Here is a 16,630-nt window from a genome sequence, read left to right as displayed (position 1 = left end):
GGGTCTGGACGGAAAAAGCGGTCACCGGATGGACCGGCCAGCCGGTCACGAATCATCGGCGGGCGGTCAGGAGGTGCAGAACGGTGCCGGCCGGGTGAGACCGAGCTCCCGACAGTCCCATTCGGCGCCCTGTTCCTGGTACCGCCAACCCGCATCGGACGTGTAGTGGAACAGGTAGCGGACGTCGCCGCCGGCCGGGCGCGTCACGTCGACTGCCGCCCACGTCTCCGCGCACTGCACATCGGTGGACGCGAAGGACCAGCCCTGCGGCAGTTCGACCAGGTCACCCAGGGTTTCGATAGACGGACAGTCGGGTTGCCCGGGGGCGGCCGCGGGAGGCGTCGTCGGGTCGGACCAGTGGCTGACGGCGAAGGCGACCGTACCGCCGACGGCGAACACCAACACTGCGGCTGCGGCACCGGTGGTGACGGTCGCCTGCCGGCGCAACTGCCGCGACCTGCGCAGGGTCCGCTCGTACAGGTCGGCGCTGCCGCCGTGCTCGCTCAGATCGGACATGGCCTGACGCAGCGGCCCGAGGTTGTCGGTCATCAGGCCTCCTCCATCACGGCCGAGAGCAGCTCGGGCGCGATCTCCCGCATGCGGGCCAGCGCCTTGCTGGTCTGACTCTTGATCGTGCCGACCGAACACTGCAGAAGCTGCGCGGCCTCGGCCTCGCTGCGGTCCTCGAAGAAGCGGATCACCAGCACCGCGCGCTGTCGCGGGGTGAGTTGGGCGAGCGCCTGGTGCAGGGCGAGTTTGAGATCGGTACGGCCGGCGTGGTCACTGCCGGGCTGGACCACGTCGGCCAGTTCCCCAGGCAGGGACTCGACCACCCTGCGGCGCCGCCACCAGCTCACCTGCTGGTGGTACATGGCAGTACGGGTGTAGGCCTCGAAGTGCCCCGGATCGTTCAGCCGCCGCCGGCCCCGATGGGTGCGGGCCAGCGCGTCCTGCACCAGGTCCTCGGCGAGGTGACGGTCGCCGGTCAGCAGGAACGCCGTCCGGAGCAACGCGGACGAGCGGGTCCGGACGAACTCCCGGAACTGATCGTCGATCGAGTCCGCCATGCCCCGCTCGCATCCCCAGGTGCCCGCACAGGTGGTCAGGGCGCGACAACATCGGTGCGGCCGGCTGACTGTGGCGCACACCGTAGTCAGTGTGCGCCACAGCGGGCAACCGCGGTCGATCCGATCAGCCGGAGACGCAGAACGGCGCCGGCTCGGTGAGGCCGAGGTCCGTGCAGTCGTATCCGCTGCCCTCGCCGTAGTACTTCCAGCCCGTACCGGCCGTGTGGTGGAACAGGTAGACGCCGTCACCGGTCTTCGGGCCCTGTGGGACGGCTCCCGCCCAGCCCTGCACGCACTCGACACTGCCGAAGGTCATGCCGGTCGGCAGCTCGACGAGCTTCTGCAGGTCCGTCCCCGAGGGACAGTCGGCGCTCCGGACACCCCCGGCCGCCTTGGCGGTCACCGTGGGCGTGGCACCGGGGGCGCCGTTCGCCGGGGCAGTCGAGGCCGGAGCGGATGCGGTCGCGCCGGTGCCGGGTTCCGCCGTGGCGGAACAGGCGGTGAGGACGAATAGGACGGTGGCAGCGGGCAGCAGCAGACGACGTGCAGACATTTCCGGGCCCCTATGGATCGTGGCGATCGTTGCTTACATCCGGGTACATGCGATCCACCGCCCGCAGGTTGCCGCCACCTGGAACTTTTTCTCCGGATCTTCGGCGACCCGTCCGCCCGATACGCAAGTGAGCCCCTGGCCAGCACTTCTGCTGGCCAGGGGCTCATCTGGAGCCGCCTGACGGAATCGAACCGTCGACCTACGCATTACGAGTGCGTCGCTCTAGCCGACTGAGCTAAGGCGGCAACGACCACCAAGTGTACGGCACGCGCCGCCGGGAGCCGAACCGGATCCCCCTCGTCCGGAACCGGACAACCGGGCCCCTCGGCCCCGGCACGGGAGAGACTTCCCGCCCGGTCCGGACTACCCTGCGGCGGGTGAGCGACGACCACGTACCGCCGCGACAGCCGGATCCTGAGGTGCGCCCGGGCGAGCGGGCCAGCCGTCGGCCGCACAGCCTGGACCCGCGGGAACTGGGTTTCACCCCGCGTCGGCCGGTGCCCTGGCTCGCGCCGCTGCTGCTGATCAGCACCGGCCTGCGGACGCTGCTGGCCATGCTGTTCGGGGCGTACCTGGACAAGCGGGAGTTGCAGAACGCGTTCGGCGACGACACGTTCCGGCAGGTCGGGCCGGACGGCGGGCTCTGGCTGGACTACGTGGCCGACCTGGGCGACGGCTTCGACGCCACGTACTCGATCGCCTACCTGCTGGCCCAGCCGGAGCTGACCGTGGACGGGCACCGGCTGCCCCGGGCGCAGACGCTGGTGATGGGCGGTGACCAGGTCTACCCGTCGGCCGGCTACGAGGCGTACGAGGACCGGTGCAAGGGCCCGTACCAGGCGGCGCTGCCGGTCGCCCCGCCGGAGCGGCCGACGCTCTTCGCGGTCCCCGGCAACCACGACTGGTACGACGGCCTGACCGCGTTCCTGCGGCTGTTCGTGCGTTCCCGGGACCGCCACTTCGCCGGCTGGGGCACCGGCCAGTCCCGCTCCTACTTCGCGGTGGAGCTGCCGGCCGGGTGGTGGCTGCTGGGCCTCGACGACCAGTCCGGCTCGTACCTGGACGATCCGCAGCTCACCTACTTCGACGCGGTGGCCCGCAAGCTCACCCCGCGGTCGCGGGTGATCGTGGCGGTGCCGGCGCCGACGTGGGTCAAGGCCGCCGACCACCCCAACGCGTACGACTCGGTCGACTACTTCATCCGCACCATCGTGGCGCCCACCGGGGCCCAGGTCCGGGTGCTGGTCTCCGGCGACCTGCACCACTACGCCCGGTACGCCGGCCCGGAGCGGCAGCTCATCACCTGCGGCGGCGGTGGCGCGTACCTCTATCCGACGCACCAGCTTCCGCAGCGGCTGGAGGTGCCGCCCCGGGACACGCTGACCCGACGGGCCAGCCGCACCCGCGAGTACGAGCTGGCCGCCCGCTACCCGGAGAAGGCCCGCTCCCGCCGGTACGGCTGGGGGATCTTCCGCCGGCTGCCGTTGCGCAACCCGGGCTTCACCACGCTGCTCGGCACGCTGCACACGCTGCTGATGCTGGCCATGGCCGGCGTGACGGCGCAGCGCGCCGACTCCACCGCGCAGCGGCTGTTCAGCGTCCCGCTGGTGGCGATGCTCGCGGTGACGTTGCTGGGCGCGGCGTTCTTCGCGAAGCCGCCCAGCGCGGGCGGCAAGCGGCACGCCCGGCACTGGATCCTCGGGGTGGCGCACGGGGTGGCGCAGGTGGCGTTGGCGGCCGGCGGCACCTGGCTCTGGCTGCACCTGCCGTTCTACGACTGGCCGTGGCCGCTGCCGGCGGTCGCGGCGGCGGTGCTCTACGGCCCGGTCAGCGGGCTGGTCGCCAGTCAGCTGGTGGCGCTCTACCTGCTGGTGGCGGGCGCGTTCGGCGTGAACCTGAACGAGTTGTTCGCCGGTCAGGGCATCGAGGACTCGAAGGCGTTCCTCCGGTTCCGATTCGACCCCGACGGCACGGTGACGATCTACCCCGTCGCGCTGGACCGGGTGTCCCACGCCTGGCAGCTCAACCCGGACCAGTCCGCCACGGCCCCGTGGCTGACCCCGAAGACCCCGCTGACGCCCCGCCTGGCCGAACCCCCCATCACGCTCCGCTGACCGCCGGCCCCGCCGGGCGGTCAGGGGGTGGGGTTGTAGTGCTGGTCGTGGGACTGGCGGGGGGCGCAGACGGAGGCCCGGCTGCACTGGCAGCGGGAGCCGTCGGCGTCCAGGCGGACCGTGACGGCGTCGCGCGGAACGCTGTGGCCGACCACCTTGCCCTCGCCCTGCGGGGTCTCCACCCGGGTGCCGACCGCCGGAGCGGACTCCTGGAACCGCTGGTACAGGGGATGTTCGTACTTCAGGCAACACATCAGCCGGCCGCACGCGCCGGAGATGCGCAGCGGGTTGAGCGGGAGGTCCTGGTCCTTCGCCATCCGGATCGTCACCGGCTCGAAGTCGGTGAGGAACGTGGCACAGCACAAGTCACGACCGCACGAGCCGATGCCGCCCTGCACGCGCGCCGAGTCGCGGGCGGAGAGCTGCCGCAGCTCGACCCGGCAGTGCAGCGTGGCGCCCAGATCGCGGACCAGGGAACGGAAGTCCACCCGGTGCGGCGCGGTGAAGTAGATGGTCGTGCGGTCGCTGCCGGACTCCGGCGTGGCCAGGACGTGGTCGACGGCCACCACCTTCATCGGCAGGCCGTGCTCGCGGATCAGCCGCTTGGCGGCCACCTTCGCGTCGGCCTTGCGCCGGCGCAGCAGCTCGTCGCGGTGCAGGTCGTCCTCGCCGGCCAGCCCGGCCAGTTTCGGGAAACCGTCGGTGTCCTCGCTGACCCACTGCGCGGCCCAGACGCACTCGGCCACCTCGGGGCCCTCGTCGGTGGGCACCAGCACCCGGTCCCCCACCTGGGGGCGGAACTCACCGGGATCGAGGTAGTAGAGGCGCCCGTACCGGTTGAAGCTGACCGCGCAGAGCATGCCCATGCGCCTACCCTACGCGGACCGGAGCGGCCGGACGGTCCACCGGTCGCCGTCCGGTCACACCGCGCAGCGGTCCATCCCGGTCGACCCGACCGAACCGGCCCCCGCGCCTCGCCCGGACGGTTGAAACCTGGGCCGCCCCCGGGACAAACGCCCATCCACCGCGTTGAGTGAAGGCATACCTGCGGGGGGTGCAGGGGAAAGCCACGGCGTCGCACGCCGGTGCCCGGCCACGGTCGGAGCGGCGTGCGACGCCGTGGGCCGTCAGTAGCCGATCCGGGTGGTGCCGCCGTAGCGCGGCGCGGAGACGGCGCGGTCCCGCCAGGTCGTCTCCGTCAGACTCGGCCCCCACTGGCGCAGCAGCGTCTCGGCCCCGTCGTAGGCCACCCCGAGCACACCCAGCACCCGGGTGGCGATCTCGGCCGCCGCCGACGCGCCGACCGGGCCGGCCTCGACGCCCGGCCGGCTCGCGGCGTGCACGGCGACCGCCTCGGCCGAGCCGACCACCTCGGCGAGCGCCCGCGCCAGGGCGGCCCGGCTACTCTCCACCCAGCCGGCCAGCGCGTCCGCGTAGCCCGCGGTCGACTCCAGCCGCCCGACCAGGCTCTCCGGCCCCTCGTCGAGATGCCGGAGCAGCGCGGTGCGCGCCTCGTCGTAGGCCGACGCGGCGGACCCGGACCAGGCGACCGGGTCGGTGAGCACGGCGCAGGTGTCGTCGTACCCCCGGACGAGCCGGCGCACGGCGTGGCCGGCGCCGGTCAGCGGCGCCGGGTGCAGGTCGAGGAACTCCCGCACGGCCACGCCGGGGAGCACCTGCATGCGGCGCAGCAGCGGCCAGAGCCGGTGCCCCTCGGGCGCGCCGGCGGCGAGCAGCGCGTCGACGCGGGTGAGCAGGTCGAGGCCCGGCTCGGCGAGACGGTCCAGCGCGTCCATCAGGCCTCCCGGGCCAGCCGGCGGACGACCGCGTCGTCGGTGGCCGCGTAGCGCTCGGCGGCGCTGCGCAGCGCCGCCGCGGCGGCGGCCAGCCGGTTCGCGGCCGCCTGCGCCTCGCGGGCCCGGTCGGCGGTGGCGGCGGCCCACTGCCGGTGCAGCGCGCGCCCGACCTCGCCGGGCCGGCCGGCCGCGTGGGCGCCGAACGCGGGGTGCGGCGGGTCGGTGGCGGGCACGGTGCGGGCCAGCGTGGTGAGATCGGCGGCGGCCTCGTCGAGGCGGACGGCCAGCGCACGCAGCGATTCCACGTCAGGCTCCCGCGAGCGGCCGGTAGGCCGCGAACGTCTCGTTGTGCAGCTTCTCCCGGGCCCACTGCGCCGCGTCCGCGGCGGCGCTCACCGCGGCCCGCACCGAACCGGCCACGTCACGCGGGTTGCGCTGGTGCAGCGGGCCGAGGAAGCGCACGTCGGTGATCCGCCCACCGGCCGTGACCACCACCTCGACGAGCCCGTCGGGTGAACGGACGGTGACCTCCACCGTGGCGACCGCCTGGTCGAACTCGGCCTGGAGCGTCTCGATGCGGCGGTAACGCCGCACCGCCTCCTCGATCCAGGCCTCGTCGATCTCCCCCCGCGCCATCGGCGGACTCCTCCCCGGTCGGCGCCGCCGCCCCACCCCGACGCCACCCTCACTGAGCGTGCCGCCTTGGTGACCACGGCATTCCCCGGACCGTACCGCACGTCAATCGCGCGTGTCGATGCCCTGTGGACAGCGTGGGGTGGGGTGGGGTCAGCCCCGCCAGAGCGACAACATCATCGCCTCGACCGCGATCCGCGGCTTGACGTTCGTCTCGATCGCCGCCCGGCACTCCAGCACCGCCTCCAGGCGGCGCAGCGAGCCCTCGGCGTCCCACTTCTGGGCGCCGGCGGCGGCCAGCGTCGCGGTGTCGGTGTGCACCGGGGCGACCGGCGCCCGCAGCGCCATGGTGAGCGCGTCCCGGTAGAAGCCGGCCAGGTCGACGAGCGCCCGGTCCAGCGCGTCCCGCTGGGCCCGGGTGGCCCGCGACTTCTGCCGCTTCTCCAGGTCCTTGAGCTGGCCGGCGGCGCCCCGCATGGCCCCGGCCGCACCCCGGCCGGTGCCGCCGGCGCCGAGCGCGGTCTGCAACGCCGCCCGCTCCGCCTCGTCGGCCTCGACGACCGAGGCGGCGGCCTCCGCCTCGGCGGCCTCGATCAGCGCCGAGGCGGCGTCGAACGCGGCGCCCACGCCGGTGAGCCGGCGCGGCACGGCCAGCACGGCGTCCCGCCGCTGCCGGGCCTCCGGGTCGCGGGCCAGCCGCCGGGCCCGGCCCACGTGCCCCTGCGCGGCTGCGGCGGCCCACTCGGCCACGTCCGGGGCGATGCCGTCCCGACGGACCAGCACCTCGGCCACCGCGCCGGCCGGTGGCTGGCACAGCGGCACGACCCGGCACCGCGACCGGATGGTCACCGAGACGTCGTCCGGGTGCGTGGACGGGGCGCAGAGCAGGAAGACCGTACGCGGGGGCGGCTCCTCGACCGCCTTCAGCAACGCGTTGCCGGCGGCCTCGGTGAGCCGGTCGGCGTCCTCGATGATCACGATCTGCCAGCGACCGCCGGAGGGCGTGCTCGCCGCCCGCAGCACCAGCGCGCGCATCTCGCCGACGCCGATGGAGAGCCCCTCGGGCACCACGAGCCGCACGTCGGCGTGGGTGCCGGCCAGCGTGGTGTGGCAGCCGGGGCAGCGACCGCAGCCGGTGCCGTGCACGCACTGGAGCGCGGCGGCGAACGCCCGGGCGGCCACCGACCGGCCGGAACCGGGTGGCCCGGTGAAGATCCACGCGTGCGTCATCCCGGCGCCGGGGTCGGCGGAGGCGGGGTCGGCGGAGGCGGGGTCGGCGGTGGGCGGGGTCGCGCCCGGGTCACCGGTCGCACCGGGCCCGTCCGGGTCGCCCGGCTCGTCGAACTGCTCGGCGAGCGCGTCGAGGTCGTCGTACCCGTCGGGGTCTCCGCCGCCGGTCGGGGCGCCCGTGCCGGCCGCCCCGAGGGTGGCGGCGCGCAGCAGCGCGGCGGCCGAGGCGGCGGCGCGCCGCAGCGTGGCCACCGCCTCGTCCTGCCCGACCAGATCGCCGAAGACGTCCGTCATTGTCGGCGTTGCTCCATCGTCACCAGCTCCGATTCGGATAACTCGGGCTGGACCGAGGTGTCCGGGCCCTGGGCCGGACGCGGGTGCACGATGCCGGCCGGGTCGACGAGGAACTCGTCCACCCGGCGGGCGACCACGTCGGCGATCTCCTCGACCGGGCGGGACGCGTCGAGGACCAGGTAACGCTTCGGGTCGCCGGCGGCCAGGTCGAGAAACGCGTACCGGACCCGCTCGTGGAACGCCAGCGACTCGGCCTCCAGCCGGTCGGTGCCCTCCCGACGGGCCGTCACCCGGTCGAGTCCGGTGTGCGGCTCGACGTCGAGCAGGACCACCAGGTCGGGCTTGAGCCCTCCGGTGGCCCAGGAGGAGAGCCACGAGACCTCGTCCACCGGCAGCGTCCGGCCGGCGCCCTGGTACGCCAGCGACGAGTCGACGTACCGGTCACTGATCACCACCGCGCCCCGCACCAACGCCGGGCGGACCACGGTGGCCACGTGGTGGGCCCGGTCGGCGGCGTAGAGCAGCGCCTCGGCACGCGGCGACGGCGTGTCGTCGGAGGTGGTGCCCAGCACCAGCGAGCGGATCCGCTCACCGACCCCGGTGGCGCCCGGTTCGCGGGTGACCACCACGTCCCGCCCGTCGCCGCGCAGCCGCTCGGCGAGCGCGGCGAGCTGGGTGGACTTGCCGGCGCCCTCGCCGCCCTCGAAGACCACGAAGAGGCCGGAGGAGACGAACGACTCGGCCGGCATCAGCGGGCGGCCCCGGATCGAGCCCCAGAGGTCGGCCAGGACCGGCACGCCCTTCTTGTCGTCCATCTGGCCGAACGCGCTGATCCCGGCGAAGATGCCGGCCGCGCCGGCGGCGAGCAGCAGCAGGCGGGTCGAGGAGATGGAGATGCCCAGGTCGGCGATGGTGAGCTGGCGGGAGCCGCCGACACCGACCAGGAGGCTGCTCAGCGCGATGGCCAGGATCAGCACCAGCCGGGTGCCGATCTGCACCACCGCGAAGACCCGGCCGCGCACCTCGTCGGCGACCTCGCCGCCGAGCAGCGTGGTGCCGGCCAGGAACGCCATGCCGGCGCCGGCGCCGACCAGGATCGCGCCGAGGATGGCCATGGACAGGTGGATGGCGAACGCCAGCACCAGCACGGAGGCGCTGGCCAGCACGATGCTCATGCCGAACCAGCGGCGCCGGGACATGTCCCGCACGACCATCGGCCCCAGCCCGATGCCGAGCGCCAGGCCGACGAAGATCGCGCCGAAGAGCAGCGAGAACGCGGCGTCACCGGCGCCGAGCGAGTTGGCGAAGAACTTGCCGGTGCCGACCACGATGCCGCCGCCGGCGAACGCGCCGAAGATGCCCAGCACCAGGCCACGGACCAGCGGCGTCTGGCCGATGAACTTCCAGCCGTCGGCGAACTGGCGGAACATGCTCTGCTCGGTGCGCTGGGCCTCGCCGCGCTGGGCCTCGCTGATCTCCTTGATCCCGAACGCCACCACCAGCGCGGTGGCCAGCCGGGAGAAGGCGTTGAACCAGAGCGCGAGCTGGGCCGGCTGGGCCCAGTCGGGCAGGTTGCCGCCGACCACGCCGGGCAGGCCGCGGGTCAGCACCGCCAGCGCGACGGCGGCGGCCACCGGGGTCAGGCCGTACGTGGTGATCAGCGTGAGCTGGTTGGCGGCCTCCAGCCGGGTACGCGGGATCAGGTTGGGGACCGCCGCCTCCTTGGCCGGGATCCACAGCAACGTGATCGACTCGATCAGGAAGGTGGCGATCAGCGCCCAGCCGACCACCAGGCCGCCCGCCGCGCCGGTGAGCGCGTAGAGCGGGATCGAGGCGAACAGCACGAAGCGCAGCAGGTCGCAGATGACCATCGTCCACCGGCGGTCGAACCGGTCGGCGAAGACGCCCGCCACCGGGCCGAGCACCAGCGCCGGCAGCAGCCGGATCGCGGTGACGCCGCCGAACGCCGCGCCCTGGGCGGTGCTGCCGGAGACCTGCGAGGCGGCGAACAACGCGGTGGCGAGCAGGCCGAGCCAGTCACCGAAGGAGGCGGCGCTGAGCACGATCCACAGCCGGCGGAACGGCCGGATGCGCAGCACCGAGCGGATGGCGGCGAACCCGGACCGGTCGGCGGCTGTCCCGGACGACGACACGCCGGACGACTCGCCGTTCTTCTGGCTTTCGATGGCCGTACCTCCACGTGCCGGCCCAGGTCTGGGCATCCCCGGTGGAACACTCTAGCCGCGCGGAGGGTGTCGCCCCCCGTGACATCGCCTGTTCGCCGAGCCTAGGCCGCCGGGACCACCACCCGCAGCCCGGACAGACGCGAGGGTATTTCGCATTTCCGTCCGGACAGTTAGCGTGCAGACGTGGCCATCGACCGTGCCGAACTTCGCGATCGTCTCGACCGGGCGACCGCCCACCTCGACCCGCCGTACGCGGTGGTCGACCTCTCCTCGTTCGACGACAACGCCGACGCGCTGGTCGGCCGGGCCGGGGGCAAGCCGCTGCGCGTGGCGAGCAAGTCGGTGCGGGTCCGCGAGCTGCTCACCCGCGCGCTCAAGCGCCCGGGCTGGCACGGTGTGATGGCCTTCACGCTGCCCGAGGCGCTCTGGCTCGCCCGCACCGGCGTCGCCGACGACGTGCTGGTCGCGTACCCGACCGCCCACCGGGGGGCGCTCGCCGAGCTGGCCGCCGACCGGGCGCTCACCGACGCGGTCACGCTGATGGTCGACGACGCCGGGCAGCTCGACCTGATCGACCGGGTGTGCCCGCCCGGCAGCCGGCCCGCGCTGCGCGTCTGCCTCGACCTGGACGCCTCCTGGCGACCACTGCGGGGCCGGGTGCACGTCGGCGTGCGCCGCTCCCCGGTGCACAGCGCCCGGGCGGCCGGCGCGCTCGCCGCCGCCGTCGCCGGCCGGCCGGGCTTCCGGCTGGTCGGCCTGATGTCGTACGAGGCACAGATCGCCGGTCTCGGGGACGCCCCGCCCGGGCAGGCGGCGCTCGGCTCGGCGATCCGGGTCGCGCAGCGCGGGTCGTACCGGGAACTGCTGGCCCGCCGCTCGGCCGCGGTCGCCGCGGTACGCGAGCACGCCGACCTGGAGTTCGTCAACGGCGGCGGCACCGGCAGCGTGGCCGCCACCAGCGCCGACCCGGCGGTCACCGAGGTCACCGCCGGCTCCGGCCTGTACGGCCCGACGCTGTTCGACGCGTACCGCGCCTGGCGACCCACCCCGGCGGCGTTCTTCGCCTGCGCGGTGGTCCGCCGGCCGGCGCCCGGGCTGGCCACCGTGCTCGGCGGCGGCTGGATCGCCTCCGGCCCGGCGGCGGAGAGCCGGCTGCCCCGGCCGTGGCTGCCGGAGGGGCTGAAGCTGCTCGGCGCGGAGGGCGCGGGCGAGGTGCAGACCCCGCTCGCCGGCGACGCCGCGGACGACCTGCGGGTCGGCGACCGGGTGTGGTTCCGCCACGCCAAGGCGGGCGAGGTGTGCGAGCACGTCAACGAGGTGCACCTGGTCGACGGCGACGCCGTGGTGGCGACCGTGCCCACCTACCGGGGCGAGGGCCACGCGTTCCTCTGACCGGGCAGGAACAGGTCGGGACATGACGACGGCGGGCCCCGGCGCACTCTCAGAACCCGCCGCTCGGCGTGCCGCTCAGCCCTGTGGGACGGCCTCGGTCGGGGCGTCGACCTGGCGGTGCAGGTACTCCCGGATGAGCGCCTTCGCCTCGACCAGCACCCGCTCGTCGCCGTCGGCACGGCGGCGGAACGCCAGCTTGATCAGGGCGTCGGCGGCCTCCACCGCGATCTCCAGGTGGAACCGCAGGTCGGGCACGCCGGCCAGACCGAACCGCTCGGTGAGCACGCGGGCGAGCTGCTCCGCGATGACCCCGTTGTTGTCGCGCTGGTCGTCCAGCAGGTGCAGGTCGACCACGTCGCCGAAGTGCAGGGTACGGAAACCGGGCACCGTGCGGTGCATCGAGATGTACTCGTCGATCGCCGCGTCGACCCCGTCCCACCAGTGGGTCAGGTCGTCCGAGGCGAAGCGCTCGTCGAGCCGCTGGAGGTAGGACTCCATGGTCCGCAACGTCAGCGCCTGCACGATCGCCCGCTTGTCCGGAAAGAACTGGTAGACCGACCCGATCGCCACCTCGGCACGCTCGGCGAGCAGGGTCGTGGTCAACCCCTCGTACCCCACCTCGTCGACCAGCTCGGCGCAGGCGTCCAGCATCCGCTGGACGCGCGCGACACTTCGACCCTGCACCGGTACCCGACGCAGCGGCCCGGTCGTGGCGGCTGGTGTGGACACTCGGCGCCACCCCCCTTCGACGGTTGAACATATCCGCACGTCACGAGTCTGTGACTACCGGTACAACGAGCCGACCTCGATTGCGGTATTTACCAGGCACAACGTTCCTGATATGAATTCAGTTCATATTCATGTCGAGGAGCGTTCGCCATGGCCGGTAGCCCCGCCGACTGGTCCAACTGGGCCGGCAACCAACGCAGCACGGCACTGGTCACCGCGCGACCCCGGAGCGTGGCGGACGTCGCCGAGGCGGTCCGCCGAGCCGCCGCCGCCGGCACCACCATCCGGGCGGTCGGCAGCGGTCACTCCTTCACCGCCACCGCCGTCGCCGACGGACACCGGCTCGACCTCGCCGACCTGACGACCGACGTCACCGTCGACGTGGCGCGCCGCCTCGTCACCGTACCGGCCGGAATGACGCTGCACGCGCTCAACGACCTGCTCGCCGGCCACGGGCTGGCGGTGCCCAACCTCGGCGACATCGACGCGCAGACCATCGCCGGCGCGATCTCCACCGGCACCCACGGCACCGGCGCGACACTCGGCTGCCTCTCCACGTTCGTGGCCGGCCTGACGCTGGTCACCGGCACCGGCGAGGTGCTGCGCTGCTCCGCCGACGAGCACCCCGACGTGTTCGACGCCGCGCGGGTCGGGCTCGGCGCGGTCGGCATCCTGGTCGAGGTCACGCTGCGCTGCGTGGACGCCTTCGTGCTGCGCGCACACGAACGGCCGGCCGCGCTCGCCGACGTGCTGGCCGACCTGCCCGGCCTCCACCAGGCGCACGACCACGCCGAGTTCTACTGGTTCCCGTACACCGACCGGGCGCAGGTCAAGACCAACGACCGGGTGCCCGCCGACGACCGGCCGCTGCCCCGCTGGCGCGGCTGGCTGGACGACGAGTTCCTCGCCAACACCGTCTTCGCCGGGGCCTGCCGCCTCGGCCGCGCGGTGCCGGCGCTCGCGCCCGGCATCAGCGCCGTCTCCGCCCGGGCGCTCACCGAACGCACCTACACCGGCCGCTCCGACCTGGTCTTCTGCACCCCGCGCCGGGTCCGGTTCGTGGAGATGGAGTACGGGCTGCCGCGCGACGCGCTGCCCACCGCGCTGGCCGAACTGCGCCGGATCGTGGACCGGCTGCCGTTCAAGGTGCTGTTCCCGGTCGAGGTGCGGTTCACCGCCGCCGACGACATCTGGCTCTCCCACTCGTACGGGCGGGAGTCCGCGTACGTGGCGGTCCACCAGTACGTGGGGATGCCGTACGAGCCGTACTTCCGCGCGTTCGAGCAGGTGGCCACCGAGCTGGGCGGTCGCCCGCACTGGGGCAAGCTGCACTGGCGCGACGCGGCCTCGCTGGCCCCCGCCTACCCGAAGTTCGCCGCGTTCCAGTCCCTCCGCACCCGCCTGGACCCGCAGAACCTCTTCACGAACCCCTACCTGAAGCAGGTCCTCGGCTCCTGACCGAGATCGTGGTACGTGCCCGCCCCCGGAGGGGCGGACGCGTACCATGATCACTCCTTCGGGGTCGAGGTCGCCTTCTTCGGGGCGGCCTTCTTCGCCGGAGCCTTCTTCGCGGCCGTGGTCTTCTTCACCGCAGCCGTCGTCTTCTTCGCGGCGGCGGTGGTCTTCTTCGCGGCCGTGGTCTTCTTGGCGGGAGCGGCCTTCTTGGTGGCCTTCTTCTTCGGCGCCGGGCCCTTCGCCCGTTTCTCGGCGAGCATCTCCGACGCCTCCTCCAGCGTCAGCGCCTCCGGCGTCTGCGCGCGCCGCAGCGACGCGTTGGTCTCCCCGTCCGTGACGTACGGCCCGAAGCGCCCGTCCTTGATCACCAGCGGCTTCTCGGTGAGCGGATCGACGCCCATCTCCCGCAGCGGCGGCGCGGCGGCCCGACGCTGGCGGGTCTTCGGGGCGGCCAGCAGCGCCAGCGCCTCGTCCAGCGTGACGGTGAACATCTTGTCTTCCGAGTCCAGCGAGCGGAACTCGTCACCACGCTTGACGTACGGGCCGTAGCGGCCGTTGTTGGCGAAGACCTCCCCGCCGTCCGGGGCCACGCCCACCAGCCGGGGCAGGCTGAGCAGCCGCAGCGCCTGCTCCAGCGTGAGGTCGTCCGGCGACTGCGAACGCAGCAGCGACGACTTCCGCTCCCCGCTGGCCACGTACGGGCCGTAACGGCCGGACTTCAGCAGGATCGGCTCGCCGGTCGACGGGTCGTCGCCGAGCTTGCGCTCGCCCCCGCCGCCGAGGAACAGCTCGTGCACCTTCTCCGGGGTCAGCTCGTCGGGCGCCAGGCCCTCCGGGATCGGCGCCCGGTCGCCCTGGGAGCCGCCCTCCTCGCCCTCGGCCGGGGCGGCCGGCGTCTGCTGCTCGCCGGGCACCGCGCGCTGGAGGTAGGGGCCGTACCGGCCGACCCGGACGACAACCTCGCGCCCCTCGTCGTCGGTGAACAGCGGGATCGAGTTGACGCTGCGCGCGTCGATGTCGCTGAGGTTCTCGGTGACCAGCTTCTTCAGCCCACCGGCGTGCGCGATGGCCTGGTCACCGGCGCCGTTGGCGCTGCCGAAGTAGAACGAGGTGAGGAAGTCGACCGCGGCGTGGTCGCCGCCGGCGATCTCGTCCAGCTCGTTCTCCATGCTGGCGGTGAAGTCGTAGTCGATCAGGCGCGGGTAGTGCCGCTCCATCAGCCCGATCACCGCGAACGCCAGGAACGTCGGGATCATCGCCTGGCCGCGCTTGGTGACGTACCCGCGGTCCTGGATGGTCTGCATGATCGAGGCGTACGTGGAGGGACGGCCGATGCCCAGCTCCTCCAGCGCCTTGACCAGCGACGCCTCCGTGTAGCGCGACGGCGGCTGGGTGTGGTGGCCCTGCGCGGCCAGCTCGTCGGCGGTCAGCGGCTGGTCCTTGACCAGCGTGGGCAGCCGCCGCTCGGCGTCCTCCGCCTCGGCGTTCTCGTCGTCGCTCGACTCGACGTACGCGCGCAGGAAGCCCGGGTCGGTGATGGTCTTGCCGGTGGCGCCGAAGTCGGCCTCCTCCTGCGCGGAGGAGACGGCCCGGATGCGCACCGACACGCTGGAGCCGACCGCGTCGGTCATCTGCGAGGCGATGGTGCGCCGCCAGATCAGCTCGTAGAGCTTGAACTCCTCGCCGGACAGCTCCTTGGCCACGTCGCCCGGGGTGCGGAAGTTGTCGCCCGCCGGGCGGATCGCCTCGTGCGCCTCCTGCGCGTTCTTCACCTTGCCGGTGTAGCGGCGCGGCTCCGGCGGCACACTGCGCTCGCCGTACAGCTCGACGATCTGCCGGCGGGCCGCCGCGATGGCGGTCTCCGACAGGTTCACCGAGTCGGTACGCATGTAGGTGATGTAGCCGTTCTCGTAGAGCCGCTGCGCGGTGCGCATCGTCTGCTGGGACGAGAACCGCAGCTTGCGGGCCGCCTCCTGCTGGAGCGTGGAGGTGATGAACGGCGCGTACGGGCGACGGCGGTAGGGCTTCTCCTCGACCCGGGTGACCGTGAACGGCCGGTCCGCCAGCCGGGCGGCCAGCCCCCGGGCGCCGCCCTCGTCGAGGTGCACGACGCCCGCGCCGGCGCGCACCCGGCCGGTGGTCGGCTCGAAGTCCTTGCCGGTGGCGATCCGGTCGCCGTTCAGCGCGACGAGGGTGGCGTTGAACGTGCGCGGGCCCTCACCCGGCTTCGCCACCGCCAGGGTGGCCAGGATGTCCCAGTATTCGGCGGTGCGGAACGCCATCCGCTGGCGCTCCCGCTCGACCACGATCCGGGTCGCCACGGACTGCACCCGGCCCGCCGAGAGCTTCGGCATGACCTTCTTCCACAGCACCGGGGAGACCTCGTAGCCGTAGAGCCGGTCCAGGATGCGCCGGGCCTCCTGGGCGTCGACCAGGTCGCGGTCGATCTCCCGGGGGTTGGCCACCGCGGCCTGGATGGCCGGCTTGGTGATCTCGTGGAAGACCATCCGCTTGACCGGCACCTTGGGCTTGAGCGTCTCCACCAGGTGCCAGGCGATCGCCTCGCCCTCGCGGTCCTCATCCGTGGCCAGGAAGATCTCGTCGACCTCCTTGGCCAGCTTCACCAGCTTGTTGATCTGCTGGCGGCGGTCGGCCGAGACCACGTAGAGCGCGTGGAAGCCGTTGTCGACGTCGACGCCGAGCCGCGCCCACGGCTCGCCCTTGTACTTCGCCGGCACGTCGGCGGCGTTGCGGGGCAGGTCCCGGACGTGGCCGAAGCTGGCCTCCACGACGTACCCCGGGCCGAGGTAGCCCGAGATCGTCTTGGCCTTCGCCGGTGACTCGACGATGACCAGACGGGTGGTTCCAGCGTTGCTCGGCACGTCTCTCCCCGACCTCACTCCTACGCCACGCCCACTCCGGGCCGTGTTGCACCGCCCGGACCGCGGTCGGCCCGGACGTCCAACGTAACGCGCCGTCCGCGCCCCGGGTTTCGTGGGCGGCGAACCGGCCGCCTCCCCGGCGGTCGCCGGCCGCACCCTGCCGGACGGCGCCACCGTACACCGTGGGTAGGGCGCCGGGCGGGTCACTGTGACGATCACACACCCCCCGGCGGAGGCGGCTCCAGTCGAATTCCTGCGCAAACCGCCGCCGGGACGGTCGGCGATCGGACAGCCGGCGG

At 73.4% G+C, this 16,630-nt stretch carries 14 protein-coding genes and 1 tRNA gene; 3 read left to right on the top strand and 12 right to left on the bottom strand.

Going from position 1 to position 16,630, the window contains the following annotated elements; genetic code table 11:
• Nucleotides 1-66 precede the first annotated feature (66 nt).
• The 4 genes from OG767_RS03540 to OG767_RS03525 all read right to left on the bottom strand — a co-directional run bounded on the left by OG767_RS03540 (nt 67) and on the right by OG767_RS03525 (nt 1,865).
• Nucleotides 67-549 carry a hypothetical protein gene (locus OG767_RS03540; protein ID WP_405092128.1) on the bottom strand — a complete coding sequence of 161 codons (483 nt, stop codon included), beginning with the start codon at nt 547-549 and terminating at the stop codon, nt 67-69.
• Nucleotides 549-1,067 carry a SigE family RNA polymerase sigma factor gene (locus OG767_RS03535; RefSeq protein WP_405092127.1) on the bottom strand — a complete coding sequence of 173 codons (519 nt, stop codon included), beginning with the start codon at nt 1,065-1,067 and terminating at the stop codon, nt 549-551. The genes OG767_RS03540 and OG767_RS03535 overlap by 1 nt, the downstream gene beginning before the upstream one ends.
• 124 nt (nt 1,068-1,191) lie before the next feature.
• The gene (locus tag OG767_RS03530) at nt 1,192-1,383 is read right to left on the bottom strand and encodes a hypothetical protein (protein WP_405092126.1); all 192 of its coding nucleotides are present in this window, start codon (nt 1,381-1,383) and stop codon (nt 1,192-1,194) included.
• 405 nt (nt 1,384-1,788) lie between these two features.
• Nucleotides 1,789-1,865 (bottom strand) — tRNA-Thr (locus OG767_RS03525).
• A gap of 12 nt (nt 1,866-1,877) precedes the next feature.
• Between OG767_RS03525 and OG767_RS03520 the strand changes: the two genes are divergently transcribed.
• Nucleotides 1,878-3,734 (top strand): metallophosphoesterase family protein, encoded by a 1,857-nt coding sequence (locus OG767_RS03520; RefSeq protein WP_405092125.1) that lies wholly within the window; start codon nt 1,878-1,880, stop codon nt 3,732-3,734.
• Between the two features lie 20 nt (nt 3,735-3,754).
• On the opposite strand, the gene OG767_RS03515 is transcribed toward OG767_RS03520, so the two are convergent.
• The 6 genes from OG767_RS03515 to tmk all read right to left on the bottom strand — a co-directional run bounded on the left by OG767_RS03515 (nt 3,755) and on the right by tmk (nt 9,750).
• The gene (locus OG767_RS03515) at nt 3,755-4,600 is read right to left on the bottom strand and encodes a stage 0 sporulation family protein (protein WP_405092124.1); all 846 of its coding nucleotides are present in this window, start codon (nt 4,598-4,600) and stop codon (nt 3,755-3,757) included.
• A 261-nt stretch (nt 4,601-4,861) separates the two neighbouring features.
• On the bottom strand, nt 4,862-5,530 hold the full coding sequence (locus OG767_RS03510) for a hypothetical protein (protein ID WP_405092123.1): 669 nt from the start codon (nt 5,528-5,530) through the stop codon (nt 4,862-4,864).
• Nucleotides 5,530-5,835: a hypothetical protein gene (locus OG767_RS03505; protein ID WP_405092122.1), complete on the bottom strand. Its 306-nt coding sequence runs from the start codon at nt 5,833-5,835 to the stop codon at nt 5,530-5,532. Before OG767_RS03505 ends, OG767_RS03510 begins: the two co-directional genes overlap by 1 nt.
• A 1-nt stretch (nt 5,836) precedes the next feature.
• Nucleotides 5,837-6,166 carry a YbaB/EbfC family nucleoid-associated protein gene (locus tag OG767_RS03500; RefSeq protein ID WP_396772592.1) on the bottom strand — a complete coding sequence of 110 codons (330 nt, stop codon included), beginning with the start codon at nt 6,164-6,166 and terminating at the stop codon, nt 5,837-5,839.
• 150 nt (nt 6,167-6,316) lie between these two features.
• Complete coding sequence (locus OG767_RS03495; protein ID WP_405092121.1) at nt 6,317-7,687, bottom strand: DNA polymerase III subunit delta'; 1,371 nt, start codon at nt 7,685-7,687, stop codon at nt 6,317-6,319.
• Complete coding sequence (gene tmk, locus OG767_RS03490) at nt 7,684-9,750, bottom strand: dTMP kinase (protein ID WP_405094122.1); 2,067 nt, start codon at nt 9,748-9,750, stop codon at nt 7,684-7,686. Before tmk ends, OG767_RS03495 begins: the two co-directional genes overlap by 4 nt.
• Nucleotides 9,751-10,056: 306 nt before the next feature.
• Between tmk and OG767_RS03485 the strand changes: the two genes are divergently transcribed.
• A complete protein-coding gene (locus OG767_RS03485) occupies nt 10,057-11,265 on the top strand; it encodes an amino acid deaminase/aldolase (RefSeq protein ID WP_405092120.1) in 1,209 nt (402 codons plus the stop codon).
• 75 nt (nt 11,266-11,340) lie between these two features.
• Here the strand turns inward: OG767_RS03485 and OG767_RS03480 are convergent, their stop codons facing one another.
• Entirely contained in the window at nt 11,341-11,916 is a 576-nt protein-coding gene (locus OG767_RS03480; protein ID WP_405094121.1) for a TetR family transcriptional regulator, read from the bottom strand.
• Between the two features lie 228 nt (nt 11,917-12,144).
• Between OG767_RS03480 and OG767_RS03475 the strand changes: the two genes are divergently transcribed.
• Nucleotides 12,145-13,452: a D-arabinono-1,4-lactone oxidase gene (locus OG767_RS03475; RefSeq protein ID WP_405092119.1), complete on the top strand. Its 1,308-nt coding sequence runs from the start codon at nt 12,145-12,147 to the stop codon at nt 13,450-13,452.
• 50 nt (nt 13,453-13,502) lie between these two features.
• Here the strand turns inward: OG767_RS03475 and topA are convergent, their stop codons facing one another.
• Entirely contained in the window at nt 13,503-16,331 is a 2,829-nt protein-coding gene (gene topA / locus OG767_RS03470) for a type I DNA topoisomerase (protein WP_405092118.1), read from the bottom strand.
• Between the last annotated feature and the right edge of the window lie 299 nt (nt 16,332-16,630).

The sequence above is a fragment of the Micromonospora sp. NBC_01392 genome (genome assembly GCF_045040125.1).
Lineage (GTDB): Bacteria > Actinomycetota > Actinomycetes > Mycobacteriales > Micromonosporaceae > Micromonospora.
Note: the sequence above shows the minus strand (reverse complement) of the source record. Positions and strands in the feature narration are given on the sequence as shown.

What these genes read in the sequence shown, in the direction of transcription:
- OG767_RS03495 (WP_405092121.1), bottom strand. Translation starts at nt 7,687, where the DNA reads ATGACGGACGTCTTCGGCGATCTGGTCGGGCAGGACGAGGCGGTGGCC.
- OG767_RS03500 (WP_396772592.1), bottom strand. Translation starts at nt 6,166, where the DNA reads ATGGCGCGGGGGGAGATCGACGAGGCCTGGATCGAGGAGGCGGTGCGG.
- OG767_RS03480 (WP_405094121.1), bottom strand. Translation starts at nt 11,916, where the DNA reads ATGCTGGACGCCTGCGCCGAGCTGGTCGACGAGGTGGGGTACGAGGGG.
- OG767_RS03530 (WP_405092126.1), bottom strand. Translation starts at nt 1,383, where the DNA reads ATGACCTTCGGCAGTGTCGAGTGCGTGCAGGGCTGGGCGGGAGCCGTC.
- OG767_RS03540 (WP_405092128.1), bottom strand. Translation starts at nt 549, where the DNA reads ATGACCGACAACCTCGGGCCGCTGCGTCAGGCCATGTCCGATCTGAGC.
- OG767_RS03475 (WP_405092119.1), top strand. Translation starts at nt 12,145, where the DNA reads ATGGCCGGTAGCCCCGCCGACTGGTCCAACTGGGCCGGCAACCAACGC.
- OG767_RS03535 (WP_405092127.1), bottom strand. Translation starts at nt 1,067, where the DNA reads ATGGCGGACTCGATCGACGATCAGTTCCGGGAGTTCGTCCGGACCCGC.
- OG767_RS03515 (WP_405092124.1), bottom strand. Translation starts at nt 4,600, where the DNA reads ATGGGCATGCTCTGCGCGGTCAGCTTCAACCGGTACGGGCGCCTCTAC.
- OG767_RS03510 (WP_405092123.1), bottom strand. Translation starts at nt 5,530, where the DNA reads ATGGACGCGCTGGACCGTCTCGCCGAGCCGGGCCTCGACCTGCTCACC.